22 protein-coding genes are annotated in these 24365 nt (G+C 70.2%); 15 read left to right on the plus strand and 7 right to left on the minus strand.

What is annotated here, in order from left to right; genetic code table 11:
• Positions 1–17: 17 nt before the first annotated feature.
• From AC156L_RS29175 to AC156L_RS29185, 3 genes are all read right to left on the minus strand, one after another.
• Complete coding sequence (locus AC156L_RS29175) at positions 18–1226, minus strand: cytochrome P450 family protein (RefSeq protein WP_330877465.1); 1209 nt, start codon at positions 1224–1226, stop codon at positions 18–20.
• 157 nt (positions 1227–1383) lie between these two features.
• Positions 1384–1734, minus strand: coding sequence for a metallopeptidase family protein (locus AC156L_RS29180; RefSeq protein WP_330877466.1), 351 nt, complete (start codon positions 1732–1734; stop codon positions 1384–1386).
• Positions 1731–2657, minus strand: coding sequence for a septum formation family protein (locus AC156L_RS29185; RefSeq protein ID WP_330877467.1), 927 nt, complete (start codon positions 2655–2657; stop codon positions 1731–1733). The genes AC156L_RS29180 and AC156L_RS29185 overlap by 4 nt, the downstream gene beginning before the upstream one ends.
• Before the next feature lie 288 nt (positions 2658–2945).
• Between AC156L_RS29185 and AC156L_RS29190 the strand changes: the two genes are divergently transcribed.
• The 4 genes from AC156L_RS29190 to serS are packed head-to-tail and all read left to right on the plus strand — an operon-like array spanning position 2946 to position 6596.
• Positions 2946–3644, plus strand: coding sequence for a hypothetical protein (locus AC156L_RS29190; RefSeq protein WP_330877468.1), 699 nt, complete (start codon positions 2946–2948; stop codon positions 3642–3644).
• A 1-nt stretch (position 3645) separates the two neighbouring features.
• On the plus strand, positions 3646–4809 hold the full coding sequence (locus tag AC156L_RS29195; RefSeq protein ID WP_330877469.1) for a glutathionylspermidine synthase family protein: 1164 nt from the start codon (positions 3646–3648) through the stop codon (positions 4807–4809).
• Between the two features lie 22 nt (positions 4810–4831).
• Complete coding sequence (locus tag AC156L_RS29200; protein WP_330877470.1) at positions 4832–5284, plus strand: DUF350 domain-containing protein; 453 nt, start codon at positions 4832–4834, stop codon at positions 5282–5284.
• A 49-nt stretch (positions 5285–5333) separates the two neighbouring features.
• Entirely contained in the window at positions 5334–6596 is a 1263-nt protein-coding gene (gene serS / locus AC156L_RS29205; RefSeq protein WP_330877471.1) for a serine--tRNA ligase, read from the plus strand.
• A 51-nt stretch (positions 6597–6647) separates the two neighbouring features.
• Here the strand turns inward: serS and lhgO are convergent, their stop codons facing one another.
• Positions 6648–7841: an L-2-hydroxyglutarate oxidase gene (lhgO, locus tag AC156L_RS29210; protein WP_330877472.1), complete on the minus strand. Its 1194-nt coding sequence runs from the start codon at positions 7839–7841 to the stop codon at positions 6648–6650.
• Between the two features lie 100 nt (positions 7842–7941).
• Between lhgO and AC156L_RS29215 the strand changes: the two genes are divergently transcribed.
• The 4 genes from AC156L_RS29215 to AC156L_RS29230 all read left to right on the plus strand — a co-directional run bounded on the left by AC156L_RS29215 (position 7942) and on the right by AC156L_RS29230 (position 11963).
• Entirely contained in the window at positions 7942–9072 is a 1131-nt protein-coding gene (locus AC156L_RS29215; RefSeq protein ID WP_484407449.1) for a DegT/DnrJ/EryC1/StrS family aminotransferase, read from the plus strand.
• A 53-nt stretch (positions 9073–9125) separates the two neighbouring features.
• Positions 9126–10067 (plus strand): NAD-dependent epimerase/dehydratase family protein, encoded by a 942-nt coding sequence (locus AC156L_RS29220; RefSeq protein WP_330877474.1) that lies wholly within the window; start codon positions 9126–9128, stop codon positions 10065–10067.
• A gap of 70 nt (positions 10068–10137) precedes the next feature.
• Positions 10138–11337: a glycosyltransferase family 4 protein gene (locus tag AC156L_RS29225; protein ID WP_330877475.1), complete on the plus strand. Its 1200-nt coding sequence runs from the start codon at positions 10138–10140 to the stop codon at positions 11335–11337.
• Positions 11337–11963 (plus strand): acyltransferase, encoded by a 627-nt coding sequence (locus AC156L_RS29230; protein WP_330877476.1) that lies wholly within the window; start codon positions 11337–11339, stop codon positions 11961–11963. Before AC156L_RS29225 ends, AC156L_RS29230 begins: the two co-directional genes overlap by 1 nt.
• Positions 11964–12024: 61 nt before the next feature.
• Here the strand turns inward: AC156L_RS29230 and AC156L_RS29235 are convergent, their stop codons facing one another.
• The 3 genes from AC156L_RS29235 to AC156L_RS29245 form a co-directional block, all read right to left on the minus strand.
• The gene (locus tag AC156L_RS29235) at positions 12025–14091 is read right to left on the minus strand and encodes a N,N-dimethylformamidase beta subunit family domain-containing protein (RefSeq protein WP_330877477.1); all 2067 of its coding nucleotides are present in this window, start codon (positions 14089–14091) and stop codon (positions 12025–12027) included.
• A gap of 122 nt (positions 14092–14213) precedes the next feature.
• Positions 14214–15194, minus strand: coding sequence for a Gfo/Idh/MocA family protein (locus AC156L_RS29240; protein ID WP_330877478.1), 981 nt, complete (start codon positions 15192–15194; stop codon positions 14214–14216).
• Entirely contained in the window at positions 15191–16288 is a 1098-nt protein-coding gene (locus AC156L_RS29245; protein WP_330877479.1) for a DegT/DnrJ/EryC1/StrS family aminotransferase, read from the minus strand. Before AC156L_RS29245 ends, AC156L_RS29240 begins: the two co-directional genes overlap by 4 nt.
• A 295-nt stretch (positions 16289–16583) precedes the next feature.
• Here AC156L_RS29245 and AC156L_RS29250 point away from each other — a divergent pair, with 295 nt between their 5' ends.
• The 7 genes from AC156L_RS29250 (at position 16584) to AC156L_RS29280 (ending at position 24323) form a co-directional block, all read left to right on the plus strand.
• Entirely contained in the window at positions 16584–16823 is a 240-nt protein-coding gene (locus AC156L_RS29250; RefSeq protein ID WP_330877480.1) for an acyl carrier protein, read from the plus strand.
• 7 nt (positions 16824–16830) lie between these two features.
• Positions 16831–17574, plus strand: coding sequence for an SDR family NAD(P)-dependent oxidoreductase (locus tag AC156L_RS29255; RefSeq protein ID WP_330877572.1), 744 nt, complete (start codon positions 16831–16833; stop codon positions 17572–17574).
• Positions 17571–18974 (plus strand): AMP-binding protein, encoded by a 1404-nt coding sequence (locus AC156L_RS29260; protein ID WP_330877481.1) that lies wholly within the window; start codon positions 17571–17573, stop codon positions 18972–18974. The genes AC156L_RS29255 and AC156L_RS29260 overlap by 4 nt, the downstream gene beginning before the upstream one ends.
• A gap of 5 nt (positions 18975–18979) precedes the next feature.
• Complete coding sequence (locus AC156L_RS29265; RefSeq protein ID WP_330877573.1) at positions 18980–20038, plus strand: LuxE/PaaK family acyltransferase; 1059 nt, start codon at positions 18980–18982, stop codon at positions 20036–20038.
• Complete coding sequence (locus AC156L_RS29270) at positions 20035–21267, plus strand: acyl-CoA reductase (protein WP_330877482.1); 1233 nt, start codon at positions 20035–20037, stop codon at positions 21265–21267. The genes AC156L_RS29265 and AC156L_RS29270 overlap by 4 nt, the downstream gene beginning before the upstream one ends.
• Positions 21268–21335: 68 nt before the next feature.
• Positions 21336–22322 carry a lysylphosphatidylglycerol synthase transmembrane domain-containing protein gene (locus tag AC156L_RS29275; protein WP_330877483.1) on the plus strand — a complete coding sequence of 329 codons (987 nt, stop codon included), beginning with the start codon at positions 21336–21338 and terminating at the stop codon, positions 22320–22322.
• A 378-nt stretch (positions 22323–22700) separates the two neighbouring features.
• Complete coding sequence (locus AC156L_RS29280; RefSeq protein ID WP_330877574.1) at positions 22701–24323, plus strand: LGFP repeat-containing protein; 1623 nt, start codon at positions 22701–22703, stop codon at positions 24321–24323.
• Positions 24324–24365: the final 42 nt, after the last annotated feature.

Consider the following 24365-nt stretch of genomic DNA (forward strand, 5'->3'; position numbering starts at 1 on the left):
ACTGTTAGCGCGGCTCACTATTTCCGCAACCGCACCGGCAATTCGACGAGGCCGTTGTAGATGTACGTCGGCAATGGTTGGAGTTCCGCGGCGGGCACGGCGAGTTCCATGTCCGGAAAATGCGCGAAGAGTGCGGGCAGGGCGATTGATGCCTCCATTCGGGCTAGTGGTGCACCGATGCAGTGGTGCACCCCGTGGCCGAATGCGAGGTGGTCCCTGTCGGTCCGGGTCAGGTCGAACTCGTCGGCGGTGCGGCCGTGCGCCACGGGGTCGCGGCCCGCCGCGCCGAACGCCAGCATGATCGGTTCGCCAGCTCTGATCACGGTGTCGAACCCGAGGTCGACGTCCTCGACGGCGAAGCGCAGCGGGAGGTGCTGCACCGGGCCCTCGGCGCGCAGCGTCTCCTCGATCACGTCGATCCAGGTCGCGTCGCCCGCCTTGACCAGTTTGAGCTGGTCGGGGTGGGTGAGCAGCGCGGTGACGGCCTTGCACAGCAGGTTCGCCGTGGTGCCGCTGCCCGCGCCGATCATCAGGATCAGCGCCGCGTTGACCTCGTCCTCGGTCAGCTGGTCGTCACCGTAGCGGGCGGTGATGAGGTCGCTGGTCAGGTCGTCGCCCTTGACCATGTACTTCGTCGCGACCAGGGCGCCGAGGCACGTGGTGAGGTCCATGAAGTCCCGGTCGTCGGTGGTGGGGCGGTTGATCGCCTGGATGCTGTGCGCGGCCCGGCCCCGGAACGAGTCGGGCATGCCCATCAGGTCGCACAGGGCCTCGGCGGGCACGACGTCGGTGAACGCGCGGCGCAGGTCCAGCACCTCACCCGGCCTGGCGCGCCCCATCTCCCGCACCAGCCTGCCCACGGTGGCGTGCACGCGCCCCCGCACGGCCTCGACGCGGCGCGGGGTGAACGCGCTGCTCATCATCGTGCGGAGCCGCTTGTGGTCGCCGCCGTAGGTCGTGAACGCGTTCACCGTCGAGATGAACGAGCGCAGCGGCCAGTCGGCGGGCAGGCCCGCGTAGGCGGGCCAGTGGCGCAGCGGGTCGCGCGACACCCTGGGGTCCTCGCAGAGCCGCTTCACGACCTCGTGCCTCGTCACCGACCACGCGGAGACCCCGCCGGGCAGCACCACCCGCGTCGCCGGACCCCTGGTCCGGAGTCTGTCGTTCTCCGCGTGCAGGAATCGCCCGGAGGGGTCGATCGTCGTCTGACGAAACTGCGGCTCCATGGTCACGGTCTCCGGGTGTGATCGGTACGTGATCTGACGGGGCAGTATTATCGTTCATTGTGGAAAATCACCGTCAAGTGATCCCGCGAGTCGCGAGCAAATGGCGTTGTCGTGCCAAACGGCCCGCTGGGAATAGCTGTCGGAGGCCTGTCGGGGCCTAGCCCCAGCCCAGTTCGTGCAGGCGGGCGTCGTCGATGCCGAAGTGGTGGGCGATCTCGTGGACCACCGTGACGGCCACCTCGTTCACCACGTCGTCCTCGTCCTCGCAGAAGTCGAGGAGCGCGTCGCGGTAGATGAAGATCCGGTCCGGCAGCACCCCGCCGTAGTCCGACGTCCGCTCGGTGAGCGCGACGCCGTGGTAGAGCCCGAGCAGCGTCGGCTCCTCCGGGTTCCGGTCCTCGATCAGCACCACGACGTTGTCCATCGCCGCCGCGAAGTCGGGCGGGATGAGGTCCAGCGCGTCCCCGACCAGCTCCTCGAACCGGTCGCGGGTCATCTCGACCGTCACGACGTCTCGGACGTCGTCGTCTGCGTGGTCGAGCTGCTCGGCGTCCCGCTCGGGTTCTGGCCGGACGACGGCGAGTTCGACGCCGACCCGGTCTCCGAGTGCAGCGGCGCGCCGGTGGCCTCGGCCTGGCTGACGGCCGTGGTCTGCGGCGGGTTCGAGGTGGTGAGGGGCGGTGCGTTCGGGTTGCGCACGGAACCGGCGAACGCGGTCAGCCCCGAGGCGTCCGCGGGCACGGCGCCGATCTTGCAGTTGACCCGCGTCGACCCGGCCGCCCAGCTCTCCGGCAGCCTGTTGTCCCAGGTCACGACCAGGCCCTTGGCCTTGAGGTCGGCGCCGCCGGAGTACTCGGCCGCCATCGTGTCGCAGGTGGCGGGCAGCACCTCGTCCTGCTTCTCCGGCGCCGGGAAGTCCTGGCCGATCGCCGCGGCGAGGTCCACCACGCCGATGATCTCGAACGTGTGGGGCTGGGCGCAGTCGACGGGGTCGCCGACGGACTTGCCGTTCAGGCCGAGGCAGACGCCGGGGTCGTACACGTCCGACTGGTCCTGCTTCTTCGCCGTGCCGAACGACGGCAGCAGCCCACCGGCCGGTCCCACGACCTGGAGACCGCAGCGCAGCGTGCGGAAACCGGCGTTCCACTCCTGCTCACCGGGGTTGAGCGGCCCGACGGTGTACTTCCCGAACGGGTCGAACCTCCCGGACAGGTAGTCCAGCGACGGCTTCGTGCAGTGGTCGAGGCTGATCTTCTGCCAGTCGGCCGCCGCCGGGTACTTCGCGTCCTTGGCGTACTCGGCGGAGATGTCGACCTTGCCGGTGACCTCGAACAGGTGCTGGTTGCCGCAGTCGACCTTCTTGACGTCCGACAGGTCGGGTTTCGCCCAGTTCAGGCAGTCCGCGGCTTCCGACTCGTAAGCTGGGTTCACGGTCGGCTTCGTGGACTCCGTCCCCACGACTCCACTACCGCTGACCGGCCAGGATGTGAAAGCGCTCAGCCCGAGGAGGAGGAAACCCCCCACGGACGCGCCGATCATGACCACCCGCGTACCGCGAATGTGGCCACCACGACGAAACCGCTGAGCGTTCACCGACATCTACTCCATGATGCCTGTGCCGTCCGAGCAGTCGTAGAGGCGGGTGACGAGTGTTGCTATTAGGACACTCGTCACCCGTTCAGCGGCTGGTCTCTGTACCGTCCCCGCCGGGAGTGGCTGATGACTGAGAACGACAGGTCCGGGACCTCTGGGACACCCGAGTCCGGACACGACGCACCGACACCGCCGAGCGGCGGGCCGGCTTCCGGCGCGCCCGCGGGCGGTTCCGCACCGCCGCCGTACGTGCCCGCGAGCCAGCAACCGCCGCAGCAACCGGGCAACGCGCGCGGCCGGATCAGGCAGCAGGACGGGTCGACCAAACCCCGTCCGCCGTCGCTGGCCGAGCAGCGCGCCCGTGAACGCGCGCAGCAGGAGCTGGTCGCGGCGGACGAGGCCCGCGAGGCGGAGCACGCGCGCAAGAAGAAGCTCCGCAAGCGGCTGCTCATCGGCGGCGGCGTGACGGTCGGCGTGGTCGCGCTGGTCGCGGTCGGGTACGCGGCGCTGAGCCCGGACAACGTGACCGCCACCTGTGTGACCAGCGACGACGTCGTGGTCGCCGACGACAACAACTGCGACGAGAACTACGCGCGCTCGCACGGCGGGTACACGTCCGGTGGCTTCATCTACATGCCGATCGTCGGCGGTGGCTACAGCCAGTACCGGTACAACTACGGCGGCACGGGCACGGTGGGGCAGAAGATCTCCGGCGGGACCACGGTCAAGCCCCCGAAGGCGAACATCTCGACCCGGTCGGGGACGACGGTGCAGCGCGGCGGGTTCGGCGTGTCCAGCGGCAGCAGCAAGAGCGGGGGTAGCTGAGTTGCGCCGAGGGACGTCCCCGCCGCGGCCGAACTGGCAGCGGACGGTCTCGGAACAGGGCCTCGTGTTCGGCGCGCCCGCCAGGGGCGTGAACGGCGTCGAGCGCCCCTACTGGGACGAGTCGGCGCACTACGTCTTCGAGATGAGCGACATCCTCTCGCTCGAAGCCGACGTGGAACTGCTGCACAGCATGTGCCTGGAGGCCGTGGACAACGTCGTGCTCACCGAGCGCTACCGCGACTTCGGCATCCAGGAGTGGATCTGGCCCGCCATCGCGGAGTCGTGGAAGCGGCGCGACCCGCACGTCTACGGGCGGTTCGACCTGCGCTACGACGGGTCCGGCCCGGCCAAGATGCTGGAGTACAACGCGGACACCCCCACGTCCCTGCTGGAGGCGGCGGTGCTCCAGTGGTACTGGAAGACCGAGGTGTTCCCGGACGACGACCAGTGGAACTCGATCCACGAGAAGCTCGTCGAACGCTGGGGTGAGATCGGGGCGCGACTGCCGTCCAACGAGCTGCACTTCACCTGGTCGTCGGCGGACACGTCCGGTGAGGACCACATCACGCTGGCCTACCTCCAGGAGACCGCGGCCGAGGCGGGCATGAACACCGTCGGCCTCTCCATCGAGGACATCGGCTGGGACACGCTGCTCAAGAGGTTCGTCGACCTCGAGGAGGAGCGGATGAACACCGTGGTGAAGCTCTACCCGTGGGAGTGGGTGGTCGACGAGCGGTTCGGCCGCTTCGCGGTGGAGAGCCTGCCCGGCACGCTGTGGGTCGAACCGCTGTGGAAGATGCTGCTGTCGAACAAGGCGCTGCTCGCGGTGCTGTGGGAGATGTACCCCGGCCACCCGAACCTGCTGCCCGCCTACCTCGACGACCCCGGGCTGCTCACGGAGTACGTGCGCAAGCCCCGGCTGGGTCGCGAGGGGTCGAACATCCAGATCGTCGCTCCCGGCTACGAGACCCAGACCGGCGGGGTCTACGGCAAGGAGGGCTTCGTCTACCAGCTGTTCGACCCCCTGCCCGAGTTCGACGGCTACCGGCCCGCACTGGGCGCGTGGGTCGTCGGGGACCAGGCCGCGGGTCTGGGCATCCGCGAAACGGTCGGTCTCGTGACCGACGACGGCGCGGCCTTCGTCCCCCACCGGATTGTCGAATGAAGCATCAGCACATGGAGGGCCAGTGATCATCCAACTCGCGTTGGACCCCGGATTCGGTTCGACGATCGGTCGGGGCATCGGCGCGATCGCGCTGTACGCCGTCGTCGGTCTGCTCCTGATGGTCGTGGGTTTCTACGCCATCGACTTCACGACGCCGGGCCAGCTCAGCGGTCTGGTCCGCACGGGCAAGCCGAACGCGGTCATCGTGACCGCCGCGGGCCTGTTCAGCATGGCGCTGATCATCGTGGTCGCGATCTACAGTTCCGAGGGCAAGCTCACCGAGGGCCTGCTCTACTCGTTGATCTTCGGCTTCGTCGGGATCATCGTCCAGGTCCTCGCCGTGCGCCTGCTGGAGTGGGTCACGCGCCTGGACATCGGCAGGCTCATCGAGTCCGAGAAGTTCGCCCCGGCGAGCGTCGTCGTGGCCAGCGCGCACGTCGCGCTGGGTCTCGTGGTGGCCGTCGCCATCAGCTAGGAGATATCCGGGCGCGATCGCGAGGGGTGACGGACTACCCTTACCCCTCGTGATCGACCTGAAGGCAGTGCGCGAGAACCCCGAAGCCGTCCGTGCGTCGCAACGAGCGCGCGGTGAGGACGAGTCCGTGGTCGACGCGCTGCTGTCCGCGGACGAGCGCCGCCGTGCCGCCATCTCCAGGGCCGACGCGCTGCGGGCCGAGCAGAAGCTGTTCGGCAAGCAGGTCGGCAGGGCCCGCGGCGAGGAGCGCGACGCGCTGCTGGCCAAGGGCAAGGAGATGGCCGCCGAGGTCAAGGCCGCGGAAGCCGAGCAGCACGCCGCCGAGGCCGAGCTGACCGAGCTGCACCGCGCCATCCCCAACGTCGTGCACCCCGACGCCCCCGCGGGCGGCGAGGACGACTACGTCGTGCTCAAGCACGTCGGCGAGCCCCGTGCGTTCGACTTCACCCCGCTCGACCACCTCGACCTGGGCGTGAGGCTCGGCGCGATCGACACCGAGCGCGGCGCCAAGGTCTCCGGCTCGCGCTTCTACTTCCTCACCGGGGTCGGCGCCCAGCTCGAACTGGCGCTGCTGAACATGGCCGCGACGCTGGCCACCGAGAACGGCTTCACGCTCATGATCACGCCCACCCTGGTGCGGCCGGAGATCATGGCGGGCACCGGCTTCCTCGGTGAGCACGCCAGCGAGGTGTACCGGCTCCGCGACGACGACCTGTACCTGGTCGGCACGTCGGAGGTGCCGCTCGCGGGCTACCACGCCGACGAGATCCTCGACGGCGAGCGCCGCTACGCGGGCTGGTCGTCGTGCTACCGCCGCGAAGCGGGCAGCTACGGCAAGGACACCCGCGGCATCATCCGCGTGCACCAGTTCAACAAGGTCGAGATGTTCTCCTACGTGCGTCCCGAGGACGCCGAGGCCGAGCACGCGCGCCTGCTGGGCTGGGAGGAGCAGATGCTCGGCCGCATCGAGGTCCCCTACCGGGTCATCGACACGGCGGCGGGCGACCTCGGCACGAGCGCGGCCCGCAAGTTCGACTGCGAGGCCTGGCTGCCCACGCAGGAGGCCTACCGCGAGCTGACGTCGACCTCGAACTGCACCACGTTCCAGGCCCGGCGCCTCAACGTCCGGTACCGCGACGAGAACGGCAAGTCGCAGATCGCCGCGACGCTGAACGGCACCCTCGCCACCACCCGCTGGATCGCGGCGATCCTGGAGAACCACCAGCAGGCCGACGGCTCGGTGCGGGTGCCCGAGGCGCTGCGCCCGTACCTCGGCGGCCGCGAGGTCCTGGTGCCCGCCACCCCCCGCTAGCGACGACGGACGACGGAGGGGCCCCGGTGCGGACCGGGGCCCCTCCGCGTCTCACCCGAGCTGCTCGACGACGAGCCCGCTCACGTGCTTGGCGATCTCCAGCGACCCCGTCGCCGCGGGCGACGGCGCGTTGAGCACGTGCACCTGGCGCGGGGAGGTCTCGACCAGGAAGTCGTCCACCAGCGAACCGTCCCGGAGCATGGCCTGCGCGCGGACGCCCGCCTCGGCCTTCACCAGGTCGTCCTCGCCCACGGCGGGCACCAGCCTGGCCAGGCTCGCCGCGAACCGCTTGCGCGAGAAGGAGCGGAGCACCTCCTCCAGACCGGTCTTGGCGAACTTGCGCGCCAGCTTCCAGGTGCCGGGGAACCTCGCCACGTCGAGCAGGTCGCTCGGGGAGACGTCGCGCCAGCGGTACCCCTCGCGGCGCAGCGCGAGCACGGCGTTCGGTCCGGCGTGGACGCTGCCGTCGAGCATGCGGGTGAGGTGCACGCCGAGGAACGGCAGCGCGGGGTCCGGCACCGGGTAGATCAGGCCGCGGACCAGGTGGCGGCGCTCGGGGCGCAGCTCGAAGTACTCGCCGCGGAACGGCACGATCGTCGCGGAGGGCGAGAGGCCCGCGAGCTTCGCCACCCGGTCGCTGTGCAGGCCCGCGCAGTTCACCAGCGCGTCGGCCCGCACGACGCCCCGCGGGGTCGCGACCTCGACGCCGCCGCCGGTGCTCGCCCGGCGGATCGCCAGCGCCGGGCTGTCGAGCCGCAGGTCGGCGCCGTGCTCGGTGAGCCGCCGGACCAGCGCGGCGCAGATCGCCGGGAAGTCGATGATGCCGGTGCTCTCGACGCGCAGCGCGGCCACGGTGGCGACCTCGGGCTCGTGCTCGCGGGCCTCCTCCGCCGAGATCATCTTGGCGGGCACGCCGTTGGCCTCGGCCCGCTCGGCGAGCGCGGCCAGCCTCGGCAGCTCGTCCTCGCTCGTGGCCACGACGAGCTTGCCGCACACCTCGTACGGGACACCGTTGTCGCGGGCGAACTCGATGATCGACGCGTTGCCCGCCACCGACATCCTCGCCTTGAGGGAGCCGGGCTTGTAGTAGAGCCCCGCGTGCACCACGTTGCTGTTGTGGCCGGTCTGGTGGGCCGCCCAGTGCGGCTCCTTCTCCAGAACGGTGACCTGCTTGCCGCGGTTGGCGAGCTCGTTGGCCGTCGCCAGTCCGACGATCCCGCCACCGATCACCACGATGTGCTGCACGTCTCGCCCTCTCGTTCGTGTGACACCGAGGTTACGGGGGCGACCGGGGGTGCAGGTCAGGCACCTATAGACTCACCTGCGGTCGAATACTGGGAGAGGCATGTCCGACACCATTGCTCTGGGTCAACCCACTGTCGGCGCGGAAGAGCTCGCGGCCGTCGCCGCGGTCTTCGAGACGGGCTGGCTCTCCGGCGCCGGACCGACCTGCGCCAAGTTCGAGGAGCGGTTCGCCGAGGTTGCCGGGGCCGAGCACGTGCTCGCCACGAACAACTGCGGCGCGGCGCTCCACCTGGCCCTCGACGTCGTCGGGGTCAAGCCCGGTGACGAGGTCATCGTGGGCGACTACACGTTCCCGGCCACCGGTCACTCGGTGATGTGGACCGGCGCGAAGCCCGTCTTCGCCGACGTCCGCCCGGACATCTGGAGCGTCGACCCGGCCGCCGTCGAAGCGGCCATCACGCCCAGGACCGTCGGCATCCTCGCCGTCGACGTGTTCGGCCAGCCCGCCGACTACGACGAGCTGCGCGCCATCGCCGACAAGCACGGCCTGTTCCTCATCGAGGACGGCGCCTGCTCGTCCGGCGCGAGCTACAAGGGCAGGCCCGCGGGTGGGCTCGCCGACGTGGCCACCTTCAGCTTCCACGGCCGCAAGGGCATCACCGCCGGTGAGGGCGGTGCCCTGACCACGAACAACGCGGAGTGGGCCGCCAAGGCCCGCAAGCTGCACACCTACGGCATCGAGCCCGCGCTGAGCCGTGAGGGCGCGCGCGAGCTGCCCGTGCCGTCGTTCGACGTCGCCGGCTACAACTACCGCATGTCGGACGTCATGGCGGGCATCATGCTCGCCCAGCTCGACCGGCTCCCGACGCTGCTCGCGAACCGCGCCCGCGCGGCCAGGGGCTACCAGGAGCTGCTCGACGGCGTCGACGGCGTGACCCTGCCGGTCGAGCTCCCCGACCGGGTCCACCCGTGGCAGTCCTACGTGGTGACCCTCGACCCGGACGTCGACCGCGGAGAGGTCGCCATCCGGCTGCGCGAGCGCGGGGTGCAGTGCAACTTCGGCACCTACGCCTCGCACGTCCAGCCGGTCTACGGCCAGACCACGCCGTGCCCGGTGTCGGCGGACCTGTTCCGCAGGCACCTGGCGATCCCGATGCACGCCAACCTGACCGACGACCAGGTGGAGCGAGTCGCCAAGACGCTCCGCGAGGTGCTCGGCGAAGTCCGCTGACCCACCTCACCCAGCACGTACCCGAGAGCCTCGAAACACAGGAGTCCCCCCGCATGTCCTCGTCCCAGCGCACGGTCTTCGTCACCGGTGGAGCCGGCTTCATCGGTATGCACGTCGTGCCGATGCTGCTCGAACGCGACTACAAGGTCCGCATCTTCGACAACATGTTCCGCGGTGACCGCGACAAGGTCGCCGAGCTGGTCGCGACCGGCAACGTCGAGCTGATCGACCAGGACGTCCGCTACGGCGGCGCGGTGCAGAACGCGATGAAGGGCTGCGAGAGCGTCATCCACCTCGCCGCGGTCTCCATCAACAAGAGCGTCTCGGACCCGTACGAGAGCGTCGACATCAACATGGTCGGCAACCACAACGTGTTCGCCGCCGCCGCCGACCAGGGCGTGCGCAGGCTGGTGTACGCCTCGTCCGCCTCGGTCTACGGCGACCCGAAGAAGCTGCCGATGCACGAGGACGACGAGCTGTCGCCGCTCACGCCGTACTGCATCGCCAAGCGCTCCGGTGAGGACCTGCTGGGCTTCTACGAGCGCACGAAGGGCCTGTCCTGGGTCGGCCTGCGCTTCTTCAACGTCTACGGCCCCGGCCAGAAGACCACCGCGTACTACACCTCGGTGATCAACCACTTCGTGAACCGCCTCCGCCAGGGCCTGCCGCCGGTCATCGACGGCAAGGGCGAGCAGTCGATGGACTTCATCCACGTGACGGACATCGCCCGCTCGGTCGTCGCCGCGCTGGAGTCGGAGAAGGCCAACGTGCCGGTCAACATCGGCACCGGGATCGACACCACGGTCGCCGACCTGGCCAAGATCCTGATCAACGCCGTCGGCGTGGACGTCGAGCCGACGTTCAACCCGCGCGACGTGCTCGTGTCCCGCCGCGCGGCGGACATCACCCGTGCCAAGGAGGTGCTCGGCTGGGAGCCCACCATCTCGGTCGAGGACGGCATGAACGAGCTCGTCAAGCTCAGCGCCACCAGCTGATCCACCGGACCTGCGGACGCGGCCCCGATCCGGGGCCGCGTCGTCCGCGAACGGCCGAGGGGGTCGTCGGGTGCGCATCGCGGTAGTGAACAACTTCTTCCCGCCGAGGGTCGGGGGCAGCGCGCACCTGGCTTCAGCGCTCGCCGAGAGGTTCGTCCGGCTCGGGCACGAGGTGGTGGTGCTCACCGCCGCGTACCACGACGCACCCGCCGAAGAGGACGTGCGCGGCTACCGGGTGCACCGGCTGCCCGCGTTCGGGATGCCCCAGCTCGGCCTGTCGATCGACTTCGACATCACCTTCACCGCGAGGCCGGGCAACCTGCGCCGGGTGTTCCGCATCCTCGACGAGTTCGAGCCGGACGTCATCCACCAGCACGGCCAGTTCCTCGACCTGAGCTGGCTGACCGGCTGGTACGCCCGCAGGCGCGGGGTGCCGGTGCTGCTGTCGGTCCACACGAGGCTGGAGAGCCGGAACCGGTTCTACTCGCTGCTGTTCCGCGCGCTCGACCGGTTCCTCGTGCGACCCGTGCTCCGGTTGTCCAACCCCCGCTTCGTGATCATGGACGAACTCGCGGCCACCTACTGCGCGGCGCGGTACGGCGCCGACGAGGACCGTTTCGAGCACATCCCGGTCGCGGTCGACCCCGACTGGTGCTCGCAGCCGCCGACCAGGGACGTGCGGGCCGAGCTGGGCATCGGGACCGGGCCGCTGGTCGTCTCGCTCGGGCACGTGATCCCGCTGCGCGACCGGACGGCCCTGGTCGACGCGATGCCGGGCGTGCTCGCCGAACACCCCGACACCAAGGTCCTGGTCGTCGGCCACCAGTACTACGACGCGTACCTGCGCCGGGCGGAACGGCTCGGGGTCGCGCACGCGTTCCTCAGCACGGGCGCCGTGCCCAGGGCGGACGTGCCCTCCTACCTGGCCGCCGCCGACGTCGTCGCCCACGACCTCCAGGGCATAGGGTGTGGCACAGCGAGTCTGGAGGCGATGGCCGCGGGCAGGGCGACCGTCTGCGCCGTGCGCGAGACCAACTTCCCCGGTGTCGAGCTGCGCAACTGGGACAACGCGGTGCTGGTTCGGCCGGATCACACCGACGACCTCGTCAGCGCGGTGAACCGGTTGCTCGCCGATCCCGAGGAGCGGAGGCGGATCGCGTCCAGGCAGCGCGCCGTGGTGCTCGACGGGTTCACGCTGGAGAAGGTGACCCGCAAGCACCTCGACGTGTTCGAGTTGATGTCCGCTTCGACCCCGGCAGGAAAGCACTGATGTTCTTCGACGACGAGCGCAGCAACCGGCTCCGGCCGCACATCCTGACCGAGCTGGTCGGTCAGTACATGAACGACCAGGAGCGGGCGAAGCTGTTCGGCCTGCCCGAGACGACCCGCATCCGCGAGCGGGCCAAGGTGATCAGCCCCGACCGGCTGAAGATCGGCGACCACTGCTGGATCGGCGAGGGCGCCGTGCTCGACGCCAGCGGCGGCATGGAGATCGGCGAGCACACCAGCATCGGGCTCAACTGCCTGGTCTTCACGCACTCCAGCTGGCTCGCGAACATGATGCTGGAGAACCACTCGGGCACCGACCTGATCGAGCGCAAGCCGGTCCGCATCGGCAAGGGCTGCTTCATCGGCGGCAACAGCGTGATCATGCCCGGCGTGACGATCGGCGACTTCGCCACCGTGCAGCCGCTGTCGGTCGTGGCGAAGGACGTGCCGGAGCGCAGCCTGGTCGCGGGCAACCCGGCCAGGGTGTTCCAGCGCTACGACGACGAGTACATCCGCGGCGAGGCCGAGCGGGTGCGCGCGGAGAACAAGCGCCGCCGCGAGCTGGCCGAGGAGCGCGGCGAGACCGTCGTCTGGGGAGCGCCCGCGGGCGAGTTCGACAAGCCCTGACCCGTCACGCGGGTGCCCTCCGGCGCGACGCGCACCGGAGGGCACCCGCGTGGTCACCGCGCTACGTGATCGCGGCGTTGAGCGCGTTCTTCAGGACGAGCGAGCACGTGGCGTCCAGCGCCAGCGACCCGTTGAACGCGATGGAGCCGGTGTTGAACACCCAGCCACCGCCCGGCCGGTCCAGCTTGACCATCTCGGCGCCGTTGTCCCCACCGCTGTTCTGCCCGACCGCGATGAGCTGGGTGCCGGGGCGGGGTGGCACCGGCCTGCGGTCGACCTCCCACCCGCTGGCCGCGATGTTGTACGACTGCGCGCCGAAGGTGCCGCCCACGGTCAGCCCGCAGCCCGCGAGGAACGGGTGCGCGGCGTCCACCACCCGGTACGGGCCGAAGGTCATGAACTCCGATCCGTCCCAGTCGAGCCCGAGCACGGCCGAGGTCGGCTGCCCCAGGTTGGCGAACCACATCGGCTCGCGCAGCCCGTTCGTCGAGCGGAAGACCACCGAGTCGCCGTCCGCGGACCAGGAGACCTTCTCGAACATCGTGTTCCCGCCGGTGGCGATCACGTGCCCGCCGCTGCCGAGGTAGGCGTTCACCCGGTCCTTCATCGTCTGCGACCAGTACTCCGCGTGGCTGCCGAGCACCAGCGCGTCGTAGTGCCCGAGCCAGGTGCCGTCGGCGTCCAGGTCGCCGTCCTGGTAGCAGTCGAACGAGAACCCGTTGGCGACCAGCCAGCGCAGCAGCAGCAGGTCCGAGTAGAACGTGTGGCAGAGGCTCGCCCGGTCGTCGGTCCACACGCTGTCGTTCGGCCGCAGCGAGGCGAACGTCCGCTGCACCCCGACCTGGCCCACGGTGGTGTACGTGTTGTGGCCCGCCCAGGTGTTGTAGGCGTTGTAGGTGTTGGTCGGCAGCAGGACCGCGATCGGCGACGACGGCGCGGTGGGCTTGACCGCGAACGGGATGTCGTACCGGAGGTGCGGCACGCCGTTCAGCAGCCCGCGCAGCCTGCACACGTACACCCCGGACGGCCAGGACGCCGGGATGGTGAGCGAGAAGTCCGGGGTCCAGCCGCAGCCGGTCGCCCGGTAGCCGCCGGGGAGCGGTTGGAGGCGGCCGGGTTGGCTGACCGGTCCCCACACGACGCTGCCCGGCGGCTGCCCGCTCACGGCCAGCCGCTCGACGGTCGCCTGGACCGTGGTGAACGTGCTGGAGACCGGGAAGCCCTGCGGGTAGCCGGGGCGCGGGCTCAGGTCGTTCGCGTACCCCTGGAGCGCGGCCGTCGGCTCGACGGAGAACCCGGCACCGACCTGGAGGGGGGCGCCCCCGTTGACCCAGGCTCCCGTCCAGTCGCCGCTGATGGTCTCCGAGTTGAGCAGCCGGAACCAGTTCAGCTTGTCGTCGTAGCCCGGAGTGGTCGCCGTGTCCATCCACACCAGGTAGACCGTGCCCGTGGTGTTGGCGAACCAGGACTTGTTGGCGTCGTCGGAGAACCCGCTGCCGATCACCCACGGCTTGCCGCCGTTGGTCCACGCGCCCGCGGCGTTGGTGCCGTCACCCGCCAGGTAGCGCCACCAGTGCAGGAGGTTCCCACCCCGCGCGATGCCGTAGATCACGCCGTTCGGGTCGGCGAACACCGCGTAGAACAGCTTCCACCCGGTGCTGATCACCGAGCCGCAGTTGCCGTGCCAGGCACCCGCCCCGTTGGTGCCGTTGCCCGCCAGGTAGCGGAACCAGTGCAGGTCCCCGCTGGTGTCGATGGCGTAGAGGACGCCGTTCCACCCGCCGAAGATCCGCGGGTACGCCTGGAGCCCGGTGCGGATCACCGACCCGCTCGCCGGGTGCCAGGTCCCGGAACCGGTGTTCGGGTCGGTCAGCTGGTACTTGTACCAGCGCATGGAGCCGTCCTCGCCGATCGCGAAGAGCTGGCCGTCGTCGGCGGCGAGCACGGTCTTGAACTGCTGCCAGCCGGTCCCGATCGCGAGTCCCGCGCCGTTGCTCCACGACGCGGCGCCGGTCTGCCAGCCCGCGTGGCGGTACCACAGCAGGACTCCGTCCGCCTGGATCGCGTAGACGACGCCGTTGCCCCCCGGCACCAACCGGATGAAGCGTTGGTTCTGGTCATAGGTCACTTCGCACCTCCCCTGTGCGCTTGGTTCATCGCGCCAAGGAGGTTCCATGTGACATGGATCACCGAGATGGACGAAGGGGGTGTGCTCCGCCCCCGGAGCACACCCCCTGTGGAACTCGCAGGTCAGACCCCCGCGGGGACGGCCTTCCGGTTCTCGAACACCTGTGCCACCACGCGGTGGGACGGCAGGATCGCGTTGCGCTCCTCGTCGGCGTCGACCGTCCCGGCCAGGATGTCGAGGAACCGGTCGAGCTGGGCGGCGAGCGGCTCGCGCGCCGACACCAGCTCGGGGATCTCGATGATCGACTGCTGGCGGTAGCCCCTGCCGTCCGGCGTCGCGGCGTCGTTCGACACGTGCCGGTAGATGGTCACGTCGCGGCGCAGCAGGTCGGCCTCGATCAGCCGGTCCAGCTCGGTGATCACCAGCGAGCGGACCTTGCGCTGGCCGATCCGGCTCGCGGACACCGTCGCCAGGCCGCCGCCGTCGAACCGCAGCACGGTCTCGGCGATGTCCTCGGCGTCGTCGACCGACGTCGGGTGGAAGTAGCCGAAGCTGCCCTGCACGCTGACCGGGTCGATCCCGCCGAACGTGCGGATCGCCAGGTCGACGTCGTGCACCAGCAGGTCCCACGAGACACCGGTGCGGATGCGGGGGGCGTACGGCGAGTGCCGCGTGGCCGCCACGTGCACCGGGCTGTCGACCAGCGACAACGCGGTCAGCACGGCCGGGTTGTAGCGCTCCAGCAGGCCGCACATCAGGGGGATGCCGCGCTCGGCGGAGATCCGCACGACCTCCTCGCTCGCGGCCAGGCCGTCGCACACCGGCTTCTCGACCAGCAGCGGCTTGTCCTGCGCCAGCACCTCGAGCGCCAGGCCGTGGTGGAACTCGGTGGCCGAGGCGAGCACGACCGCGTCGACGTCGGACAGGTCGCCGATCTCCGGCGACCAGGTCGCGTCGAAGCGGTCGGCCACCGAACGCCCGACCTCCTCGCGCGGCTCGGCCACGCGGACCAGGTCGCAGCGGTCGGACTGGGACAGCACGCGGGCGTGCAGCGAGCCCATCGTGCCGGTGCCGACGAGCAGGATCCGAGGACGTGCGGTCACGCGCCCAACACCTCCCGGACGGTGCCGACGACGGTGGCGAGCTCGTCGTCGGTCAGACCCGCGTGCACGGGGATCGACAGGCACTGCTCCGTGACGCGCTTGGCCACCGGCGTCTCGGACGCGATGACGTTCGGGTTGTCCTGGTAGCAGGCGTAGTCGGTGACGAGCTTCGGGTAGTAGATCCCGTTGCCGATGCCGCGCTCGGTCAGCTTGGCCGAGAACTCGTCGCGGGTGAGCGCCGCGTCCTCGGTGAGCAGCACGGTGTACTGGTGCCACACGTGCGAACGACCGGGCAGCTCGGTCGGCGTGACCAGGCCGGGCACGCCCGCGAGGCCCTCGGAGAGGGTCGCGGCGTTCTCCTTGCGCTTCGCGGTGATCTGGTCGATCTTCGCGAGCTGCGGGATGGCGACCGCCGCCTGGAGGTCGGTGAGGCGGTAGTTGTGGCCCGCCATCACGTACTCGTAGCGCTGCCGCATGCCCTGGTTGCGCAGGATCCGCAGCTTCTCGTTGACGGCGTCGTCATCGGTCGTGATGATGCCGCCCTCACCGGTGGTGATGTTCTTCGTCGCGTAGAACGAGAAGCAGCCGAGCCCGAAGCTGCCCGCCGGACGCCCGTCGAACTTCGCGCCGTGCGCCTGCGCCGCGTCCTCGACCAGCGCGAGACCGCGCTCCTCGGCGATCGGCGCGATCTTGCCCATGTCGGCGGTCTGCCCGTAGAGGTGGACCGGCATGAGGACCTTGGTCCGGGGCCCGACGGCCTCCGCCATCGCGTCCGGGTCCACGCAGAAGTCGTCCTCGCGGATGTCCGCGAAGCGCGCGGTGGCACCCGCCTCCAGGATCGCGTTGAGGGTCGCGATGAAGGTGAACGGCGAGGTCACGACCTCATCACCCGGTCGCAGGTCCAGGGCCTGGATCGCGGCCACCAGCGCCGTGGTGCCGTTGTTCACGGCGACCGCGTGCTTCACGCCCGCGATCTCGGCGAAGGTGTCCTCGAACCGCTTCACCATCGGGCCCTGGGCGATGACTCCCGAGCGGAGCACTTCGAGCACGTACGGCTCCGCGTCGCGCACGTCGACAACGGTGATTGGGATCATTCTCCGTCTTCCCATCGGGCGGGGCCGCGTCGAGACAGACCGGTCCGGTCTGGCTCAGCAGCAGGTCAGGGAGCTGCTAGCACATGAGCGCAGCGAGCACCGTGGCAGGCTACCCGCGTTCACCCGCAGGAAATGCCCTGGGGTGGGCAGCTGTAACCGGTCTCATCCCGCCCGCCCCCTCCCCACCGTGGCTCGGAGGCTGCCGACCACCGGCTACCCTCGTACTCTGGGCCGCCGACTCGCGGGCGCCAGCACCCGCGCTGGACGTCGCAGGCCAGGACACGGGAGAACTCAGATGGACTTGCAGCAACGGCTGCGCAGCACCTTCGTCGAAGCGCTCGCGCTCGGTGAGGACGTCGACGTCGAGAACCTGAAGTACCGCGAGATCGAGGAGTGGGACTCGGTCGGCCACATGGCGCTCGTCGCGGCGATCGAGGACGAGTTCGACGTCCAGTTCGACACCGACCAGGTCATCGACATGAGCAGCTTCAAGGTCGCGCTCGACATGCTGCGGGTACTGGGTGCCGGTGACTGACGTGCGGATCGACCTGTCCGGTCGGGTGGCGGTCGTCACCGGGGGCACCAGGGGCATCGGGCTGGCCACCGCGGACGCGCTCGCCGCGTCCGGCGCGACCGTCGTGCTGACCGGTCGGGACGACACCGCGGCGAAGCAGCGGGCGGGCGAGCTGGCCGAACGGCACGGGGCCGCGGTCAGCGGCCTGGCGCTGGACGTCACGGACCCGGCAGCGGTCAAGGACCTGTTCCGGGGCGTCGCGAAGGAGCACGGCCGGATCGACGCGCTCGTCGCCAGCGCGGGGGTGCTGGAGGGCGCGCTGATCGGGATGATCGGCGACGACCACGTCGACCGCATGCTCAGCACGAACGTCAGCGGCACCATCGCGACCGTGCAGGCCGCGGCGCGCGCCATGATGCGCAAGAAGACCGGGTCGATCGTGCTGCTCGCGTCGATCGTGGGCGAGCGCGGCAACGCCGGGCAGCTGGTCTACGCGGCCACCAAGGCCGCTGTCGCGAGCATCGCCCGGTCGTCGGCGAAGGAGCTGGGCCGCTACGGCATCAGGGTCAACGCGGTCGCTCCCGGCGTGATCAAGACCGACCTCACCGCGGGCCAGTCCGACGACGTGCTCGAACGGATCACCAGGGACACCGCGCTGAGCAGGCTCGGCGAGGCCGACGAGGTCGCGCGGGTGATCCGCTTCCTGGTCAGCGACGACGCGTCGTTCGTGACCGGTCAGGTGCTCGGCGTCGACGGGGGGCTCGTGCTGTGAGCCTGCTCGGCGACGGCGCTCGGCTGGTCGACGCGGCGGACGGCACGGAGCTGGCGGGCGCTGACCTGCGGTCACGGGTCGACGCGCTGGCCGCCGAGCTGGCGGCGCTGCCCGTCGGCGTGGTGTTCGCGCGCACGGCCGTCGACGTGCCGAGCGTGCTGCGCTACCTCGCCGCGTTCACCTCGGACCGGCCCGTCGCGCTGCTGGACGCGGGCCAGGACCGGGACGTGCTGCTGGCGCTGGTCGCGGCCTTCCGCCCGGCCGCCGTGCTCGGCGCCGACGGGGTCGCACCCGACGGCTACCGGCCCGCCGAGGTGGGCGGACCGGCCTGGGTGCGCGAGGCCGCGGACGGCGTCGTGCCGCACCCGGACCTCGCCGTGCTGCTGCCCACGAGCGGCTCCACCGGCAACCCGAAGTTCGTCCGGCTGTCCAGGACGGCCGTGCTGAGCAACGCCGAGGCCATCGCCGAGGTGCTCGGCATCGGTGCCGACGAGGTCGCGCCGACGAGCCTGCCGCTGCACTACAGCTACGGCCTGTCCGTCCTGAACAGCCACCTGCTGCGCGGCGCGACCGTGGTCGTCGAGGCCACCGGCGTGATGGGCAGGCCGTTCTGGCAGGCCGTCGCCGACCACAAGATCACGTCGCTGGCCGGCGTCCCGTACCACTACGAGATGCTCAAGCGCCTGCGCTTCGACCCCGCCAAGTACCCCAGCCTGCGCACGATCACGCAGGCGGGCGGCAAGCTGCGCGACGACCTCGTCACCGAGTTCAACGACAAGATGGTCGCGGCGGGTGGGCGGATGTTCGTCATGTACGGCCAGACCGAGGCCGCGCCCAGGATGGCCACCGTGCCCGCCGAGAAGCTGGCCGAGAAGCTCGGCTCCGCGGGCCCCGCGCTCCCCGGTGGCGCGTTCACGATCCGCACCGGGGCCGGGGCGGAGACGACCGAACCCGGCGTCGTGGGCGAGGTGCTCTACCGCGGGCCGAACGTGATGATGGGCTACGCGGAGTCGGAGGCCGAGCTGGCCGACGGCGACTCGCGCGGCGGCGTGCTGGAGACCGGGGACCTCGGCAGGCTCGACGAGGACGGCTACCTCTTCATCACCGGCAGGCTCAAGCGCATCGGCAAGGTGTTCGGCAACCGCGTCAACCTCGACGACCTGGAACAGATCGTGCGGGGGGCGGGGTTGGACACGGGTGCGGTGGCCGCGGTGCCCGCGGGCGACAAGGTGGTCGTCTGGCTGGAGGACCGCGGTGCCGACACGCGCAAGGCGGTCGCCCGCGAACTCGCGGAGAAGCTGCACATGCACGTGTCAGGATTCGACGTGCGGGAGGTCGACGCCCTGCCCCTGCTGGCCAGCGGCAAGGTCGACTACCGCTCCCTGGAGGGACGGGCGTGACAGCGATCGTTGAGGGTGTTTTCGGGCTGGGCCAGGCCGAGCGCGAGGCGGCCCTGCTGCCCGCGCTGACGGAGCTGACCGAGCACCACCGGGCGCACTGCGAGCCGTACGACCGGATCCTCGGCTCGCTGGGCCACGCCCGCGGTGCCGGGTTCGACTCCGTCGAGCAGGTGCCGTGGCTGCCCGTGCGCATGTTCAAGCACCACGTGCTCAAGAGCGTGCCGGACGACGAGGTCTTCAAGGTCCTGACGTCGTCGGGCACGACCGGCGCCGAGGTGTCCCGGATCTACCTGGACAAGGAAGCCGCGGCCGACCAGCCCCGCTACCTCGGCCGCACGCTCCAGGCCGTGCTGGGCGACAAGCGGCTGCCGATGCTCATGGTGGACACCATCGGCATCATCAAGAACCGCCGCTCGTTCTCCGCGCGCGGCGCGGGCGTGCTGGGCATGGCGAACTTCGGCCGCAAGCACGTCTACGCGCTGGACGAGGACGACCAGCCGGACGTCGAGGCCGTCAAGGGCTTCCTCGCGGCGCACGGCGACGAGCCGTTCCTCATCTTCGGCTTCACCTTCATGGTGTGGCAGTACCTCTACGAGGTCGCGCGCGAGCACCGGCTCGACCTGTCCAACGGGATCCTGGTCCACTCCGGCGGCTGGAAGAAGCTGATCGACCGCTCGGTCGACAACGCCGAGTTCCGCCGCGCGTTCGCGAACGACACCGGGCTGACCCGGATCCACAACTACTACGGCATGGTCGAGCAGCTCGGCACCGTGTTCGTCGAGGGCCCGTCGGGGAACTCCCTGTACTGCCCCGACTTCGCCGACGTGGTGGTCCGGGACCCGGAGACGTGGGCCGAGCAGCCGGTCGGCGTGCCGGGCGTGATCGAGGTGGTCAGCACCGTGCCGCGCTCGTACCCCGGCCACGTGCTGCTCACCGAGGACCTCGGCGTGGTGCACGGGATCGACGACGGCGACTGGCCGGGCAAGCGCTTCTCCGTGCTCGGCAGGCTGCCGCGCGCCGAGGCCCGCGGTTGTTCGGACACGTTCAGCGGAGGAGCGGCGTGAGCAAGGTCCAGCAGCGTTTCCCGGCCGGGCCGGACGTCGAGGTCGACAGCCTCGTGGCCGAGCTGTCCGGCGAGCCGGCGAACGGCAGGCTGAAGGTCGGTGACGAGCGGGTCGTCGACTTCCTGGTGAAGTTCGCGCGCAAGCTGCTCGCGCCCGCGACCGCCCGGCGCTACCCGGAGCTCGCCTCGCTCGGGTTCTTCCTGCGCCGGGGCGAGATCGCCAAGGCACTGTCCACGATGGACACCGGGGCCGACGCGCTGAGGTTCCCGCGCGGCCTCGTGTTCCACGTGCCACCGGCCAACGTGGACACCATCTTCGTCTACTCGTGGGCGTTGTCCGCGCTGGCGGGCAACCCCAACGTGGTGCGCATCTCGTCGCGCTCGGCCGGTGCCGCGGAGACCGTGGTCGAGGCGCTCAACGAGGCGCTCGCGGACGCGGACCCGATCATCGCGCAGACCCAGCGCATGGTCACCTACGGCCGGGACGACGCCGTGACCGCCGCCCTGTCGGCCGCGTGCGAGCTGCGGGTGATCTGGGGCGGCGACCGGTCCGTGACCGAGCTGCGCAAGCACCCGCTCGCGGCGAGCGCCCGCGACCTCACCTTCCCCGACCGCGCGTCGTTCGCCGCGATCTCGGTGGCCGGGTGGCAGGCCGCGACACCCGAGCAGCGGCGCGACGCCGTGGTCGGGTTCTACAACGACTCGTACTGGTTCGACCAGGCCGCCTGCTCCTCCCCGCGCACGCTGTTCTGGGTCGGCGACGACGCCGCGGCCCGGCTCGGGCGCGAGGAGTTCCGCGGCCTGCTCGGCGAGGTGGTCGCGGGCAAGCACTTCACCGTCGAACCCGCGATGGCCGTGCAGAAGCGGGTGTCCGCCTACGGCGTCGCCGCGCAGGGCCACGCGACCGAGATCCGCTTCGACGGCAACGCCGTGGCGACCCTCGAACTCGTCGACCCGTCGGCCGTGCCGAGGGAGTGGCTCGGCGTCGGTACCTTCCCCCAGGCGACCCTGGGCAGCCTGGCCGAGTTCGCGGGCCTCGTGCGGCGCAAGGACCAGACGTTGAGCACGTTCGGCTTCTCCCGCGACGAGCTCATCGGCTTCGCGCGCGCGGTGGCGGGGCGCGGGATCGACCGGATCGTGCCCTTCGGGTCCGCCCTCAGTTTCGCCGCGGTCTGGGACGGCTACGATCTGCTGTCCGAGTTCAGCAGGCTCACCACGGTCAGCGTCTGAGCCCGATGCCCGTGCCGCCGAAAAGCCCTGCCGCGCATGGCAACACCAGCGACTCTCCCGGAGAGCAGATGACGACCGCCGAAGCCGAGGTCCCAGCAACCGAAGCCGCCGCAGCACCGAGGTCGACCAAGGCCTTGATCATCACATGGGCCCGCAGGCTGATGGTGGTCATCGTCATCGGGTTCGCGACCTACGCGCTGGTCACGAAGTGGAACGAGGTCTGGCACACGCTGGCCGCCGTCGCCTGGCAGTCGAGCCTGCTCAGCCAGCTCGCCGTCATGGCGGCGATCCTGTTCAACACGATCGCCTGGCAGACCATCGTGGACGACCTCGGCAAGCCGATCGGCATCTTCCGCGGTGCGCAGATCTGCCTCGTCGGCGGCCTCGGCAAGTACGTGCCGGGCTCGGTGTGGGCGTACCTGCTCCAGATGGAACTCGGCCGCAAGGCCGGGCTGCCGCGCGCCCGGATCTTCACCGGCTCGCTCGTGCAACTCGGCATCGCGACCGTGGCCTCGCTGCTGCTCGGCATCATCGCGCTGCCGGTGATCTTCGCGGAGACCCCGCAGGCGCTGTGGCTGTTCGCCCTGCTGCCGATCGGTCTCGCCGCGCTGCACCCGAAGATCCTCACCTGGGGCACCTCGCTGGTGCTCAAGACGCTGCGCCGCCCGCCGCTCGACCACCGGTTGAAGTGGTCGACCATCGGCAAGGTGCTCGGCTTCTCCCTGCTCGCGTACGCGGCGTTCGGCTCGCACATGTGGCTGCTGGCGAACTCGGTCGGCGCTCCCGGCGTGAGCGGCCTGCTGCTGTGCATCGGCGCGATGGCCATCAGCATGACGGCCGGTCTGTTCGCGTTCTTCCTGCCGTCGGGCGCGGGCGTCCGCGAGGCCGTCATCGTCGCGGTGCTGGCCGCCAGCGGCATCGACCCGGTGCAGGGCCTCGCCTTCGCCGTGGCGTCGCGGTTGATGTTCATCGTGGCCGACGTGGTCACCGCGGGCACGGCCGCCACCATCGCGACCCTCCGCCGTCGGGCTGCGCTGGCGGCGCACGGGGCGTGACGTTCCACCTTTTCCGCGCCCCCCGAGCCCACGCGCTCGGGGGGCGTTGTTCTGCGGTGGGCAAGAATGGCCTGCCGGTGCGCGCCGAGCAACACCATCGGTTTGGCGATTCGGTTCGTTACACCGATTGATGTGTTGTTGGGAAGTTGTGAATGAACTACGGATGTTCACGACTGATCTGAAGATTCTGCTTTTCAACCCGCCATTTTTCGGGCACTCTGGGACGCGGTTCTGCTGACGCGAGTGCCGGTGGGGATTGCCTCGCGTCACCATTCATCGTTACGGGGGGTTAGAACACGCATGTCTTCTCGTCGTTCTCTCTCGCTGGTCGCTGCCGTTTTGGCGACCACCGCGAGTCTTCTTCCGGCCTTGGCCGGAGTGGCAGGCGCCGATCCGGCCTCGACGGCTCCGTCGTCGTCCGCGGTCGCCACGCCGACCGAGTCCAGCACCACGCCACCTGCGGAGACCTCGGCTTCGACGCCGACCTCCAGCTCGGAGGCGCCCGCGCCCACCAAGGCCGAGACGGCCGCCCCCGAGGCGGCTCCGAAGGCCGCGGCCACCGCGGCCGACCCGTGGGAGCAGTCCCCGGTGTACAGCAAGTGGCAGCAGCTCGGCGGCGCGGCGTTCGCGGGTGACCTGGTCGGCGCCGAGGTCGTCCAGGCCAACGGCATCCGTTATGCCAAGTTCTCCAAGAACGTCACGATCACCCACGACGCAGCGAATGGCGCGCACTGGTTCTCGGGTGCCATCGCCGGCGTGTGGAATGGCACCACCAGTGGTCCGGACGGCGCAGTCAGCGTGGCGACCATGGACCAGGTCCCCGTTTCGCGCGGTTTCCAGGCGGGTGCGGCCTCCGCGTTCAGCAACGGGGTGTCCGTGTACTACTCCGACGCCTACGGCGCATTTCCCATCAGCGGGGCGATGCGGCAGAAGTACTGGGCGTACGGCAGCGTCAACGGCACGTTCGGCTGGCCGACCACCATCGAGGGCGCCTGGGCCGACCCCAACGGGGGCGCGACCCAGATCACGTCGCAGAACTTCAGCGAGGCGGTCACCCTCTTCAAGGGCCCGAGCGGCCAGGCCTACTGGATCAGCGGCGCGCTGCGCGAGAAGTACCTCTCCGCCGACGGTCCGGTGGGCTTCAACGGTTCGCTCACCGGTGACCAGACGGCCAGCGCGGGCTCCGGCTGGTTCGTCGGCACCGAGACGGGCACCATCTACTGGTCGCCCAGCACGTCCGCGGTCAGGCTCGAAGGCCCGATCAACGCCAAGTACTGGTCCGAGGGCGGCCCCAACGGCCGCTTCGGCTACCCGTTCGCCGACGTCGACAAGATCGGCGACGGCCAGTTCGCGAGCTTCACCAACCAGGTCACCATCTTCCACTCGGACACGAAGGGCACGCACTGGATCAGCGGTGCGCTGCGCGCGAAGCTCGACGCCCTCGGCGGCGTGACGGGTCCGCTCGGCTTCCCGACGTCGGACCAGTACGCGACCAACGGCCCGAACGGCCTGTACGTGCTGTTCGGTCCGAACAAGGTGATCCTCTGGGGTGCGAGCACCGGCGCCTTCCTGGTCCGGGACCAGTACCTGGCCAAGCTGCGCGCCGACGGCGACGTCTACTACTACGGCCTGCCGATGACCGAGGTCGGTCCTGTCGGCCCGTACCAGTTCCAGCAGTTCCAGGCCGCGACGATCTTCGACGGCAACGGCCGCTCCACGGTCACCCTCGGGTGGGACTTCCGTGAGGTGTGGTGGTACCTCGGCGGCACCAGCAGCCCGCTCGGCTACGCCCAGTACGACTACGAGAGCTGGGGCAACAACCAGTTCTACCAGCAGTTCGACTACGGCTACGTGCTGTGCGACTACAACGAGAACATCTGCTACTACGACTACAGCGGTGCTTCGGCGAGGTCCGCGTCGGGCACCGCGAAGCCCGACGTCGAGCAGGTCCGCCGCGAGGCCGACAAGATCTCGATCAACGGTGGCGGCCCGCGCGGCTGACACCTCGTGACCACAGGGGCCGGTGCGCACTCCAGCGCACCG

It is taken from the genome of Umezawaea sp. (assembly GCF_057122925.1).